Genomic DNA, 13,418 nt, shown 5'->3' with positions numbered 1-13,418 from the left:
TATAAATTCAAGCCGGTTTTGCAGCAAAACCGTTTGAGCCTTTGGCCGGAATGGAACAAATGTCTGGAATGACGCAGCCCAGGAAATCCCGCCCCGCCATCGAACAGGCCGACTACGAGCGGCTGTCCGAGTTCCGCTACCTGATCCGCCGCTTCCTCGAATTCAGCCAGGTGCAGGCCGAGGACGCCGGCCTGACGCCGCGCCAGCACCAGGCGCTGCTGGCGATCAAGGGCTATCCGGGCGGCGGACCGGTGACGGTCGGCGACCTGGCGGAGCGCCTGCGAATCCGCCATCACAGCGCCGTCGAGCTGGTGAACCGCCTGGGCGAAGCCGGACTGGTCGTGCGAGACCAGGACAAGGACGACCATCGCCGCGTGCTGCTGCGGCTGACCGAACGGGCCGACGATTGCCTGGCCGAACTGTCAGCGGCGCATCTCGACGAGCTTTCGCGCATCGAGCCTATGCTGAGGCGCCTGCTCGATCAGGGCCGCGAGTGACGCTCTGGCGTTTTGCACCGGATGGCACCTTTTATTCTTTCGACGCCTGAATCCTTTGGCCTCCCCGCAACGTCTAGGGGGATGAAAGCCTCAAACGGGCGCAAGGCAATCGAGAGGAAGGCCAGCGATGAAACGCCATCTGATACGCTACAAGACCAAACCCGAACGGGCCGATGAGAACGAGCGGCTGGTCAAGGCCGTGTTCAAGGAACTGCGCGACAAAGCACCGGATGGCGTTCGCTACATGACCTTGCGGTCCGGCGACGGCACGTTTGTCCATCTGGTCGAGACGGAAACCGACGCGCATTCTGATATCATCACGCGGCTGGCCGCATTCGTGGCCTTTCAAAACGGCATCAGGGATCGCTGCAGCGAACCTCCGCAACGCGACGAGATGACCGTGGTGGGCAGCTACCGGATGCTGGATGCGTGACCGAGGGAAGCGACGGCGCAGAACGGGAGACGAATGAACATTCCCATTCCTGGCGGGCAGCACGGGCCCTTTGAGCGCCTGTTTGGAGAATTGCGCCCCAAGCTGCATCGCTACTGCGCCCGGATGACGGGCTCGGTCTTCGACGGCGAGGACGTGTTGCAGGAGGCGCTGGCCAAGGCGGTCGAGGCCTTGCCCGGCGCCGGCCCGATCGCCAATCCGGAAGGCTGGTTGTTTCGCATCGCCCACAATACGGCGCTCGACTTCCTGCGCCGACGATCCCGCGAAAACGCCTATTCCGACGAGGACTTGGACATGATCGTCGACCCGGCCAACCCCACCGTCGATCGTCAGGCCGCGGCTGCGGGGCTGCATACCTTCATGCGCCTTCCCGTGACGCAGCGAAGCAGCGTCATCATGATGGACGTTCTGGGCTATTCCCTGCAGGAGATCAGCGCCACGCTCGACACCAGCATCCCCGCGGTCAAGGCTGCGCTGCATCGCGGCCGCGACCGGCTGCGCCAGATTGCGCACGAGCCCGACGACCGCCCTGTCCCGAGACTGGGTGCTGCGGAACGCCAGCTGCTCAACGCCTACATCGATCGCTTCAATGCCCGTGATTTCGACGCGGTGCGCGACATGCTGGCCGAAGAGGTGCGGCTGGAACTGGTGGCCAGGACACGGCTCAACGGCCACAAGGAAGTCGGCACCTATTTCGGCAACTATTCCAGGGTGCGCGATTGGCATCTCGTGCCCGGCCTCGTCGAAGGCAGGCCGGCAATACTCGTCCGCGACCCCAACGACCCGACGGCCCGCCCAACCTACTTCATCCTGCTGGCCTGGCAGGACGGCAAGCTCGCCGCCATCCAAGATTTCCGCCACGCTCGGTACGTCGCCGACAGTGCTGAGATGCTCGTTCTCTGAACAATTCCGGAACGGGGAAAGCCTCGCCCTACTGCCCTACTGCCCTACTGCCCTACTGCCCTACTGCCCTACTGCCGTGCGGCTACTGCAACGACTTCAACAAATTGTCGATCGTGAACGGATTGGACTTCGGCTTGGCTGGCGGCGGGTTGCCGCTGGCCTCCGGCAAAGGCGCAGGCTCGACCTTGGGCGCCTGTTCAGCGGCCTTGCGCTCGGCCTCGAGCCTGGCCTTTTCCTGTGAGGCGATGCGCATCGCTTCCTCGGCCTTCTGGCGCTCCTGCTCGGCCTGAGCCTTGGCCGCCTCGTCGGCGGCCTGCTGCTCGGCCGCGGCCTTGGCGTCGGCTTCGGCTTTGGCCTTCGCGTCGGCATCGGCTTTCGCCTTGGCGTCGGCATCAGCCTTGGCTTTCGCTTCCTCGTCGGCCTTCGCCTTGGCCTCCGCTTCGGCCTGCGCCTGGGCCTCGGCCTCGGCTTTCGCCTTGGCGTCGGCCTCGGCTTTCAGCCGCGCCGCCTCTTCCTGCTGGCGCAGTTCCTCAGCGGCCTTGTCGCGTGCGTCCTGCAGCGCCGCGTAATAGCGCACCTCGCGCCGCAGCCGCTGTTTCTCCAGCAACGCCGCCTGCATCGCCTCGACGCGCTGCTGCTCCTTCTCCAGCGCGCGCTGGGTCAGGAACTGCGCCAAGGGCTCGCTGTCGAACTGCCGTTTGACGGCGCCGAACGGCCCTTCGGCCGTGAAATTGACGACCGGCTCGGAGCCGACCAGCGCCTCGTCGCCGGGCCGATAGGTGATGGCGCCCTTGGCGGAAACCGTGCTGGTGTTGAGATCGGCCGTGATGTCGGCGGACAAGGTCGCCGCCGGGTTTTGAAGGCTGATCGGCGGCGCCCGCAGCGTGCCGCCGGCAATCGTGAAAGCAACATCGGCGTCCCCGGCTGGGAAATTGCCATCGGCAGCGATCCCGGGTGCGAAGCCAGCAGTCTTGGCCGCGTCGATGTCGCGTCCGATCGCATCCGCCTTGGCCAGCAAAGCGCTGAATGCGTCCGGATTGACGCCCGCGACCTGCAACCCCTTGAGCGTCGCCGTGCCGGAACCCGACAGCGCGGCGATCATCGCATCGACGGACTTGCCGCTGGTCGAAAGAGTCGTCGAGAAATCGCCGACGCCGCCAATGCCGCTATCCGGCAGCACGTTTGCCAGATCCGCGCCGGCCAGCTTCATCTGGCCGGTGAAAAGCCCGGTGCCTTCATTGTTCTTCAGCTCGAACAGGCCGGTCAGTACCCCGCCGAGAAGTTTCGCCTTCAGGTCCGAAACGCGGATGCCTTCCTGGTCGAGCTTCAGCGAAAAGGCGGCATCATAGGCGGTGGCGAACGGCCCGGCGGCAAGGGCGGCCGTCGTCAGGTCGAGATTGGCGGTAAACGGCAGGCTGGACTTCTGGCTGAAGGGTGCTGCCGGCCAGGCGCCGCCTCTGTCGTTTGCGCTCTTGTCGTTTGCGCCCTTGTTGGTGCCGCTCTTGTCGGCCCCACCCTTGTCAGCAAGGAAGGCGGAATCGCCGAACAGCGCCACCGCCATCGGATCGAGGTCGAGCTCGTCAAGCGCCAGCGCGCCGGCCAGATGCGGTACGCCGTCCTTGGCGTCGATGTTGATGTCGCCGGACACCGCGGCCTCGTTGATCGCGCCGCTGACATTGTCCAGCACCAGCAGGCCGTTGCCATAGTCGCCCTGTGCCGAGAGCGATGCCGACATGCCCGCCCCCATGCCCGGCAGGCCGATGCCCGATGTCATCAACCACGGTTCGATGTCGGCCGCATCAAGATTGATCTTGCCCTTGGCGGCAGGTCCTTGCGGCGTGTCCGCGACGGTTCCCTCGAAGCTGGCCTTGAAGTCATTGCCGGCGAGACTGAAAGTCGTCGCCAGCCCGCCGCCCAACGTGCCTTTCGCCTGGATATCGGTGGTTGCCTCGCCCAGCATGCCGAGCGGCAGCGCCGGCAGGCCGTAAAGCGCCAGCAGCGCGGTCGCGTCGGGGTTCTTGGCGTTGAAGGTCAGTGTCACCGGCGCATCGAGAAGCTTGTCCGGCTCCCCCTTCCCCGACAGCGAAGCCGAAAAAGCCGAGCCGCCGGCCTTGCCCTGTCCGCTCACCGCCAGGCCCGTCGTGCCATCGCCATTGTCAGCGGCACTTGCCACAAGGTCTACGCGTGCATCCTGGAATAGGTCGGGATAGGCGGCCGCACGGCTCGCCAACCCTTTCAGCACCGCATTGTCGGGATAATGCTGCGCGGCGACGTCGATCAGCGGCTTCAGATCGACAGCGACAACCGATGCGTCGAGCTTGCCGGTCGGGCTCGCCGGGAAATCCTTGATCCGCCCCGTGGCGCTGATCGAGGCGCCGGCCAATCCGCCGACGGAGAGCCGGTCGACTTCAAGCAAGCCGTCGCGCAGCCTGAGCGCGGTGTCGACCGTGTCGGCGGTCAACCCGCCGGCGCTGACCGGCCCGGCCTTGATCTGGAAATCGAGATCGCTGTCGGCAAAGCGGTTGGCGCCCTTGTCGCTGACGAAGATCGAGGCGAAGGCCGCCAGCCCGTCGACGTCAAGTTCGCCGCCTTCGAGCCGCATCAGCACTGATGGCCTGGCTTCGTCAGGCTGGCTGGAATCGATGCGGCCCGAGAATTTCGCCTTGCCCAGGATCAGCTCGAGATCGCTGAAGGCCTGGTGCTTTTCCGTCAGATCGACCTTGGCCTTGAAGCCGGCCGCCGGCAGACGGCGGATCGCCTCGTCGACATCTTTCGACAGCCAGGCGGCAAAACCGGACGGCTGCGCCACGGCCAGCAGCAGCGATCCGGTGAAGCCGAAATGGCCCTGCACATTGAGGGCAAGCATGCCATCGGCTTCCAGCGTGGTGCGGCCGGGCAAGGTCGCGGCAAGCGATTTGATCGACCAGCCGCTCTCGACGGGCTCGGCGGAAAGATGGACATCACGCACCGTCGTGTCGCCGGCCACCACCGCCGGCAGCTTGACCTCGACGGTACCGGGAATGGTCGGCTTCGGCAGATCGAGCAGCGCCTGCTCCAGACCGGCGATGCGCTGGTCGAGCGTCAGGCCTGCGCCGGATTCCGCGCCCACGGCCTCGTCGAACTGCACCTGCGCGCCATTGGCCTCGATGGCGAAGTTCGGCTTCTGGCCGAGATCGACCGAGGCCTTGCCGTCGGCGGTGTAGGGATTGTCCAGCGGCCCGGTCTCGAAGCGGAATTCGTCGACGCCAAGCTTCTGGTGGTCGAGCGAGAACTTGCCGTTCAGGCGAAAGCCCGGATCGGGCTTGCCGGTGCTGACCTTCACGGTCTCGCCATCGGTGCCGCGCAATTGGGCCGAATTCTTATCGGCGCCGGAAATCTTGAACTGGCCGGAGTAGACGGCGGCACCCTTGACGATGCCGGCATTGCCGTCGGTTTCGATCACCAGCGGATAGGCGTCTGGGTCGGCCTTCAGCCGCAGCCGCATCTGGCCATTGCCTTCGGCCTTGCCGGTCGACGCCGCGATCGTGGTGCGCAACCCGTCCAGCCGCAACGTGCCATCCATGCGCCACGGACCGGCCAGCGACTTGGCCGAAATGGTCGAATTGATCTCGGAAAAGATATGGCTGCGTCCGCCGGCGGCGTGGCGCAGTTCGATCTGGCCTTCCGTCACCGTCAGTTTCTCGATCGAGATCTGGTTGAGGTCGAAAGGCGAGGACGGGCGCATCGCCCAGTCGACAGTGCCGTCATTGGCAATGTCGATGGTCGCCTTCGGGTGCTCCAGCCGCATGTCGAAAATCAGCACTTCGCCACGCAGGAAGGGCGCCAGTTCCGCATCCATCGAAAACGTCTCGACGGTCATGGCCGGCTGGCCCTTCGGACCGCCGGCGACGGCAACGTTGGAGAAGGTCACAGAGGGGAATGGAAGCAACCGCGCCGTGGCATCGCCCTGCACGGTCACCTTGCGGCCGAGAATGGCGCTTGCCTCACGCTCGAACTCAGCGCGGTAGCCGGTCCAATCGATGAAATAGGGCACCACCAGCGCCGCGCACAGCACCAGCACGAACAGGCCACCGAAGATCACGAACAGGCGTGCGAGCATCAGCCCCCAACAGGTTGTTTGAAATTCTGCCGCACTCTACCCGCATCCGCGTGTCGATAAAGAGGCAATTCATCCAGTATTGCGTCATCCCGGGCTATCTGAAACAAATCCGGCAAAAGCGGAGATTTTCGAATGTCAGGCAAGAACTGGGACCGCGTGCCGATCGACGCGCAGAGCGTCGATGCGCCGCTTTCGCAGTCGGCGATTTTCCTGGTCGTCACCGTTGCCGGCGAACAACCGGCCCTGGCCAAGGTCTGTTCCGTGCTCGGCGAACTTGACGATCTGGTCAAGACGGTCGGCTTCCGCGATCTCGGCGGCCGCCTGTCGTGCATTGCCGGCATCGGCCGCGATCTGTGGGATCGTCTAAGCCCCGGGCGGCGGCCGCTGGAGCTGAAGCCGTTCGCGCCGATCAAGGGGGCGGTCCATTCGGCGCCATCGACGCCGGGCGACCTTCTATTCCACATCCGGGCCGAGCGGCCGGACATGTGCTTCGAGTTCGAGCGCATCTTGCTCGACCGGCTTGGTCCTGATGTGACCGTCGTCGACGAAGTCACGGGCTTTCGCTATTTCGACGCCCGCGACCTGCTCGGCTTCGTCGACGGCACCGCCAATCCGACCGGCCTCGACCTGCCCGCCTCGGCGCTGATCGGCGATGAGGATGGCGACTATGCCGGCGGCTCCTATGTCGTCGTCCAGAAATACCTGCACGACATGCAGGCCTGGGCGCGCATTCCGACATCAGAGCAGGAGGCGATCATCGGCCGCACCAAGATCGACAACATCGAGATCGACGATGACGACGCGCCGCGCAAATCGCACAAATCGCTGGCCACGATCGAGGACGCCGACGGCAACGAATACGACATTTTGCGCGACAACATGCCGTTCGGCAGGCCCGGGCAGAATGAGTTCGGTACCTATTTCATCGGCTACTCGAGGTATCTCTGGGTCACCGAGAAGATGCTGCAGCGCATGTATGTCGGCGACCCGCCGGGCGCCTACGACCGGCTGCTCGATGTCTCGACGCCGCAGACCGGCACGACTTTCTTCGCGCCGACCCGCCCGATGCTGCAGGCCCTTGCCGAGGGCGCGCAGAAGTAGCTTCCCGCGGCACGGTAGAGCGGCTGCCGATAGCCCTTGTTGCTGGGATCAGCGTGCGTCACGCTTGGCTTGCGCCACCTTGCCCGCCTTGCGCTGCCGGCCGAGTTCCGCCGGCCGGACCAACTTCGGCGCCCGCTCGTTGGTCACGGCCCGCATGCCCTTGTGAGCCGTCCGCGAATTGTGCGCGGGACCATCCGCCGGCGCACTTTGCTTCATCGCCAACGCCTTGCGTGCATTCCCGACCAGCGAAACACGAGCCGCCAGCTGACGCCGCCGTTCCGCCTCGCCATTCAGCCGCCGCATCGCCATGGCCAGCACCGCCAGCTTGGCCTGCGAACCGCCATCGGCCTTCGAGGGCGCAGCGCCCTTGGGCGCGCCCTTGCCGCGTATTTCGCGGCGGCGACGATGTGCTTCGGCCTGCGCCTTGTCGCGCCGCTCGCGCAGCAGCTTGACCAGGCCGGAAAGGTCGGCGTCGGAAAGCTCCTGCACCGCCGGATGGTGCGATTTCTCCACCAGGTCCTTTTCATCGGCGCTCAGCGCGCGGGTTTCTTCCTTGCGTGAAATGGCCATGACATCCTCCTCCGCTGGCAACGCCCGTCTCGTCAGGCCTGCCGCGGAAAGGAGCCTCGACCCGAATGGTGGCGCGGTCAAGACGAGCTTTTTCGGGAGACCCTACCCCACAGCCGGCAATATCTTGCCCGGATTCATGATGTTTTGCGGGTCGAGCGCCTGCTTGATGGTGCGCATGATGTCGACGCCGTGGCCGAGTTCGCTGCGCATGAAACCGATCTTGCCCTGGCCGATGCCGTGCTCGCCGGTGCAGGTGCCGTCCATGGCGATCGCCCGCAGGTTGAGCCGCGCGACGAATTTTTCCGACAGCGCGATCTCCTTGGGATCATTGACGTCCATAAGCACCAGCACGTGGAAATTGCCGTCGCCGGCATGGCCGACGATCGGCGCGATCAGGCCCATTTCGGCGATGTCGGCCTCGGTCTCGGTGACGCATTCGGCAAAGCGCGAGATCGGCACGCAGACATCGGTCGACAGGCCCTTGGCGCCCGGCCGCAGCGTCAGCGACGACCAGTAGGCATCGTGCCTGGCCTTCCACAGTTTGGTGCGTTCTTCGGCGATGCTGGTCCACAGGAACGGCCCGCCGCCATTTTCGTCGGCGATCATGCCGAAGGTTTCGGCCTGTTCGGCAACGCCGGCATCGCGGCCGTGGAACTCGACGAACAGGCACGGGCTTTCCGGGTAATCGAGCTTGGAATAGTTCTTCATCGCCCGCATCTGCAGCGCATTGACCAGTTCGATGCGCGCCACCGGAATGCCCATCTGGATCGTCGCGATGACGGCGTTGCAGGCCGCCTCGACGGTCGGGAACGGACAGACGCCGCCCGAGATCGCCTGCGGAATGCCTTGCAGCTTCAACGTCAGCGAGGTGATGATGCCGAGCGTGCCTTCCGAGCCGACCAGCAGCCGGGTCAGATCGTAGCCGGCAGAGCTCTTCTTCGCCCGCTTGCCGGTAGTCACCGTCTCGCCATCGGCCATGACCGCCGTCAGCGACAGCACGTTCTCGCGCATCGTGCCGTAGCGCACCGCATTGGTGCCGGAGGCCCGCGTCGCGGCCATGCCGCCGAGCGAGGCATTGGCGCCCGGATCGATCGGAAAGAACAGGCCGGTGTCGCGCAGATGCCGGTTCAAATCCTCGCGCGTCACGCCCGGTTCGACCGTGCAGTCGAGATCCTGCGGATTGACGGCCAAAATGCGGTTCATGCGCGAAGTGTCGACCGAGATGCCGCCGCCGGGCGCGTTGGTGTGGCCTTCGAGCGAAGAGCCGACGCCGAAGGCGATCACCGGCACGCGATGCGCGGCGCAGGCCCGCACGATCTCCTGCACCTCGGCTGTCGTCTCGGGGAAAGCGACGCCATCGGGCGCCTGGGTCGGGATATAGGTGGTGGTGTGGGCGTGCTGAGCGCGGATAGCCTGGCCGGTCTGAAAACGTTCGCCGAGCCGTTGCTTGAGGATGCCGAGCACCGCCGCGATGCCTTCCTCGTTGCGTTCGACCGGATTGAGGTCGCTCAGAGCCATGAATTCCTCCGCGAATGGACCAGCGTCCACGCTTGTTATGCGATTATGGATGCGTAGTCTCAGCGGCCACGCCGTGTCCAGCGCCAGAACAAGGAAGTTTCAATGTCCATCCCCGCCCCCTTCGTCTCCAAGCCCATGGACATCGAGAAGGACTGGATCGATTACAATGGCCATCTCAACATGGCCTACTACAACGTGCTGTTCGACCGCTGCTCGGACGAGGCCTTCGAGGCGATGGGCATGGGACTGGACTACGTCAAGCAGCGGCGCCTCACCATCTACACCGCCGAAGTCCATGTCTGCTACGTCCAGGAACTGCACCTGGACCACAAGGTCCAGGTGTCGTTCCAGCTCATCGACCATGACGAGAAGCGGCTCCGGGCCTATCAGGAAATCCGCCATGTCGACGGCTGGCTCGCCGCCACCTCCGAGACGCTGTCGCTGCATGTCGACATGTCGGGGCCGAAGGTCGCGCCCTTCCCCGCCGATGTGATGGCCAAGGTCGAAGCCATGCGCGCCGCCCATGCGGTCCTGCCGATGCCGGAGCGTGCTGGCCGCTCGATCGGCATCAGGCGCAAATAGGACGCAGCCGATATCCATCCAGCTTCCTTGCGGCCAGGCATTGGGTCTGACTTCAAAGCCACACCCTGAACTCAAAATCGCGGAGCCCCCGATATCCACCAGCAGCGGTGCTTGAAGCCGGTTTGGACCGGCGTTAACCTTACCGAGGATTTAACGGGAACAAGCCAATTGAGCCGTTGAACGACTCAGCGGAGCGGTTGAAAACGGTCCGCATCGAGTTGCGATACGAGCGGCGGGGCGAAGCCGGTTCGAGGGACGTGCATGAAAACCGACATCAAGGTCGAAGCGGACAGGCTGGCCGCTGATCCGCGCATCACGGACTACGATTTCTGGCGTTCGCTCAAGAACGTCGACAACGAGATCTTCCACATCGCCAACAACAACGAGCCGATCCCGTTCGACATGATCCGCTGGCGCAGCATCTTGAAACGCGCCCGCCTGAAGCGCGGGCATGCGTAGCGTCCTCATCGGGCATTAATCAAACCGCGCCGTTTACGGCGAGCGCTTCATCGCCGCCAGGGGTGAGCGCGCCACCACTGGTGATGACTGGATGATGGCCGTGTTGGTCATCGCATAGGGGATGATGCGGTCGATGACCCGCTCGAGTTCGGCCACCGAAGCGACATGCGCGAGCGCGATGAAGCAATCCTCGCCGGTCACGCGGTCGCATTGCGCGATCTCCGGCGTTTCACGGATGATCTCGGCAACCACGGACAATTGCCCCGGCACCGGCCGGATGCGCAGCCATGCCGACAGCTTCAGGCCGAGCGCGGCGGGGTTGATCCTGACTGAATAGGCTTTGATCACGCCGTTCTCCTGCAGCCGCTTGATGCGCTCGGCTACGCTTGGCGCCGACAGGCCGACCGAACGCGCCAGTTCCGCCGTGCTGGCGCGCGCATCCTTTTCCAGCAGCCGCAGGATCTTCATGTCGGCCGCGTCGAGGTCGATATTTTCAGTTCGAAGGCGTTTCACTGAAAACTCCTTGCTTCCGGGAGAAAAACTGCCGGAGAAGCTGATTATCGCCCATATAAAGCGAAGAAATCGCCTGCGATGCTGAGACTATGAAGGATTCAACGCAAGCACAAGCTGCCCGCCCTGCCCTGGCCCTCGACGGCCTGGCGACAAAACTGCCGCCGCATGTCTGGTTCGGTGTCAGTGCCATCTTCCATTATCTCGGCCCGGCCTTCGCCGTGCTGCTTTTCCCGCATGTCGGCGTGCTCGGCATGGCGTGGCTGCGCATCGCCACCGCCGCGCTGATCTTCGCGCCGCTGACGCGCCCGTGGCGAAGCTTTGCCCGCGCCGATCGCTCGACACGGCTGCTGTTGCTGGCCTTCGGCGCCTGCCTGGCGGTGATGAACTGCTCGTTCTACCTGGCACTCGCCCGCTCGCCGATCTCGCTGGTCGCGGCGATCGAATTCGTCGGCACCATCGGGGTCGCGGTGATCGGCTTGAGGAGCGTTCGCAACCTGGCTGCCCTTGCCGTGGCCGTCACCGGCACCTTGCTGTTGATCGACGTCAAATGGTCCAGCGATCCCGTCGGCCTGTTCTGGGCCTTCCTCAACGGTGCGCTCTTCGTCGGCTACATCGTGCTCGGCCACCGTGTCGCCCGCACCGGCGCCGGCGACGGCATTGCGGGCCTGGGCGCCGCCATGGCGGTCGCCTTCATTCTGGTGCTGCCGGTCGGCTTTGCCGATGCGCTACCGGCTTTTTTCTCGCCGCCGCTGCTCATCGCCGCCATCGGCGTCGGCATCTGCTCCTCGGTCATCCCCTACATTTGCGACCAGCTCGCCATGTCGCGGCTGCCGCGCTCCAGCTTCGCGCTGATGCTATCGCTGCTGCCGGTCACGGCAACGCTGATCGGCGTCATCGTGCTGCGCCAGATTCCAAGCTTCTACGATTGCGTGGGGGTCGCACTGGTGGTCGCCGGCGTCGCTTTCCACAAGCCGGCTTCGACAGACTAGACGCCAGGAAAGCCTTTATCATCAATTGCTTGCACGAATGCCGAGTCGGTTCCCGGTTCTCGCCTGGCTGCGACAAGACGTCCAGAATTGAACCAATTCCTCACTTGAGCCGTTGATCCCACGAAAACGGCTTGGAGTGACACAATGGACTGGAAACGGACCAGGGAGCCTGCCGACGCTTGGCACATGACGGACGACCTTCATGTCGAGCACGGCAAGGGCGACCCGTTCGCGGCGGCCATCCGCGCCACCCGCATGTCGATGATCATCACCGATCCCCGGCGGCCCGACAACCCGATCGTCTTTGCCAATGACGCCTTCCTGCGTCTGACCGGCTATGAGCGCCACGAGGTGCTGGGCAAGAACTGCCGCTTCCTGCAGGGGCCGAAAACCGACAAGGACGCGGTTGATCAGATACGCGCTGCGATCGAGGACAAAGCCGATGTCAGCGTCGACATTCTGAACTATCGCAAGGACGGTTCGACCTTCTGGAACGCACTCTACATCAGCCCTGTCTCCAACGACAAAGGCGAATTGCAGTTCTTTTTCGCCTCGCAACTCGACGTGTCGGACCGCAAGCGCTCGGAGCATCGCATCACCGCCGACAAGGACCGCTTCGAGAGAGCGGTGAAGGAGCGCACCGCCGAACTGGAAGCGGCGCTCGACGCGCAGACCACCTTGCTGCATGAGGTCGATCACCGGGTGAAAAACAACCTGCAGATGATCTCGTCACTCATCATCATGCAGCGCCGGACCATAAAGGATGAGGCGACCAGGCATTCGTTGACCACTATGCTGGAGCGGATCGAGGCGCTCAGCACCGTGCATCGCCGGCTCTATCAATCGAAGGATGTCAGCCGGTTCGACGTCTCGGATTTCGCCAAGGACCTAGTGACGGATCTGCTGACGGCGTCGGGACGATCCGGGATCGAGTCGAAACTCGAACTCGAACCCATTGTGATTTCAGCCGAGAAGGCGACGCCTGTCGCGCTGATGGTCAATGAACTCGTCACGAATGCCTTGAAGCACGCTTTCAAGGAGGCGCCGGACGGAACCACGGCGGGCCGCATCGGCATCAAGATGAGCCAGCCTGACGGCCACTTCAACATCGAGGTATCAGACGATGGCGTCGGCATGGCCGAAGCCAATGGCGACGGCTCGTTCGGCATGCGGCTGATCAAATCGCTCGCTCGCCAATTGCACGCCGATATCGAATGGCGTGACGCCGGCCCCGGCACCACGGTCGTGATCTCGATGCCAAACGAACCGCAGCAAAAAGGACACTCTCATGATTGAACCGCTCAAGGTCCTGATCGTCGAGGACGAAGCGCTGTTGGCGATGGAACTGGAAAGCCTTGTCGAGGAAGCCGGCCACAGCGTCGTCGGCTGGGCGACGTCTTCGGCGGAAGCAAAAAGCATGGTTGAGTCGACGGATGCCGACATCGCTTTTGTAGACATCCACCTCACCGACGGTCCGACCGGCGTCGATGTGGCCCATTATATTGGCGAGAAGAAACGTTCGATGGTGGTGTTCATGACCGCCAATCCGAAGCGCATCCCCGATCATTTTGCCGGTGCGATCGGCGTCATCGCCAAGCCTTACACGATGAACGGGCTGACGTCGGCGTTGCGGTATCTGCAGGAGGGCGTGCGCCGCCCGCCGCCGGTTTCGACACGTCCAGCAGGCTTCACCCTCTCGCCGGCCTTCGCGGCGGTCTGGGCGCCAGCAGCCTGAC

General features: G+C 64.1%; 13 protein-coding genes. 9 read left to right on the top strand and 4 right to left on the bottom strand.

The window, feature by feature from the left end; translation table 11 throughout:
• The first annotated feature begins 59 nt into the window (after window positions 1-59).
• The 3 genes from JG746_RS16600 to JG746_RS16590 all read left to right on the top strand — a co-directional run bounded on the left by JG746_RS16600 (window position 60) and on the right by JG746_RS16590 (window position 1,851).
• A complete protein-coding gene (locus tag JG746_RS16600; RefSeq protein ID WP_244730839.1) occupies window positions 60-497 on the top strand; it encodes a MarR family winged helix-turn-helix transcriptional regulator in 438 nt (145 codons plus the stop codon).
• A gap of 127 nt (window positions 498-624) precedes the next feature.
• The gene (locus tag JG746_RS16595) at window positions 625-930 is read left to right on the top strand and encodes a hypothetical protein (RefSeq protein WP_202359109.1); all 306 of its coding nucleotides are present in this window, start codon (window positions 625-627) and stop codon (window positions 928-930) included.
• Window positions 931-963: 33 nt separating this feature from the next.
• Window positions 964-1,851 (top strand): sigma-70 family RNA polymerase sigma factor, encoded by an 888-nt coding sequence (locus JG746_RS16590; RefSeq protein ID WP_202359108.1) that lies wholly within the window; start codon window positions 964-966, stop codon window positions 1,849-1,851.
• Window positions 1,852-1,933: 82 nt separating this feature from the next.
• Here the strand turns inward: JG746_RS16590 and JG746_RS16585 are convergent, their stop codons facing one another.
• Complete coding sequence (locus JG746_RS16585) at window positions 1,934-5,950, bottom strand: AsmA family protein (protein ID WP_202359107.1); 4,017 nt, start codon at window positions 5,948-5,950, stop codon at window positions 1,934-1,936.
• Window positions 5,951-6,082: 132 nt separating this feature from the next.
• Here JG746_RS16585 and JG746_RS16580 point away from each other — a divergent pair, with 132 nt between their 5' ends.
• Window positions 6,083-7,051, top strand: coding sequence for a Dyp-type peroxidase (locus JG746_RS16580; protein WP_202359106.1), 969 nt, complete (start codon window positions 6,083-6,085; stop codon window positions 7,049-7,051).
• Window positions 7,052-7,099: 48 nt separating this feature from the next.
• On the opposite strand, the gene JG746_RS16575 is transcribed toward JG746_RS16580, so the two are convergent.
• Together JG746_RS16575 and JG746_RS16570 are read right to left on the bottom strand one after the other, a co-directional pair.
• Window positions 7,100-7,621 carry a hypothetical protein gene (locus JG746_RS16575; protein WP_202359105.1) on the bottom strand — a complete coding sequence of 174 codons (522 nt, stop codon included), beginning with the start codon at window positions 7,619-7,621 and terminating at the stop codon, window positions 7,100-7,102.
• Window positions 7,622-7,723: 102 nt separating this feature from the next.
• On the bottom strand, window positions 7,724-9,139 hold the full coding sequence (locus tag JG746_RS16570) for an FAD-binding oxidoreductase (protein ID WP_202359104.1): 1,416 nt from the start codon (window positions 9,137-9,139) through the stop codon (window positions 7,724-7,726).
• A gap of 102 nt (window positions 9,140-9,241) precedes the next feature.
• On the opposite strand from JG746_RS16570, the gene JG746_RS16565 reads away from it, so the two are divergent.
• A complete protein-coding gene (locus JG746_RS16565; RefSeq protein WP_202359103.1) occupies window positions 9,242-9,721 on the top strand; it encodes a thioesterase family protein in 480 nt (159 codons plus the stop codon).
• 261 nt (window positions 9,722-9,982) lie between these two features.
• Complete coding sequence (locus JG746_RS16560) at window positions 9,983-10,180, top strand: hypothetical protein (RefSeq protein ID WP_202359102.1); 198 nt, start codon at window positions 9,983-9,985, stop codon at window positions 10,178-10,180.
• Window positions 10,181-10,213: 33 nt separating this feature from the next.
• Here the strand turns inward: JG746_RS16560 and JG746_RS16555 are convergent, their stop codons facing one another.
• Window positions 10,214-10,693, bottom strand: coding sequence for an Lrp/AsnC family transcriptional regulator (locus JG746_RS16555; RefSeq protein WP_202359101.1), 480 nt, complete (start codon window positions 10,691-10,693; stop codon window positions 10,214-10,216).
• A gap of 89 nt (window positions 10,694-10,782) precedes the next feature.
• Between JG746_RS16555 and JG746_RS16550 the strand changes: the two genes are divergently transcribed.
• The 3 genes from JG746_RS16550 to JG746_RS16540 all read left to right on the top strand — a co-directional run bounded on the left by JG746_RS16550 (window position 10,783) and on the right by JG746_RS16540 (window position 13,417).
• Entirely contained in the window at window positions 10,783-11,682 is a 900-nt protein-coding gene (locus tag JG746_RS16550) for an EamA family transporter (RefSeq protein ID WP_202359100.1), read from the top strand.
• A 144-nt stretch (window positions 11,683-11,826) separates the two neighbouring features.
• Complete coding sequence (locus JG746_RS16545) at window positions 11,827-12,978, top strand: histidine kinase dimerization/phosphoacceptor domain -containing protein (protein ID WP_274609331.1); 1,152 nt, start codon at window positions 11,827-11,829, stop codon at window positions 12,976-12,978.
• Complete coding sequence (locus JG746_RS16540) at window positions 12,971-13,417, top strand: response regulator (protein ID WP_202359099.1); 447 nt, start codon at window positions 12,971-12,973, stop codon at window positions 13,415-13,417. Before JG746_RS16545 ends, JG746_RS16540 begins: the two co-directional genes overlap by 8 nt.
• Window position 13,418: the final 1 nt, after the last annotated feature.

Source organism: Mesorhizobium sp. 113-3-3 (assembly GCF_016756495.1).
Classification (GTDB): Bacteria; Pseudomonadota; Alphaproteobacteria; order Rhizobiales; family Rhizobiaceae; genus Mesorhizobium.
This window is presented reverse-complemented; position numbering and strand designations above follow the sequence as displayed.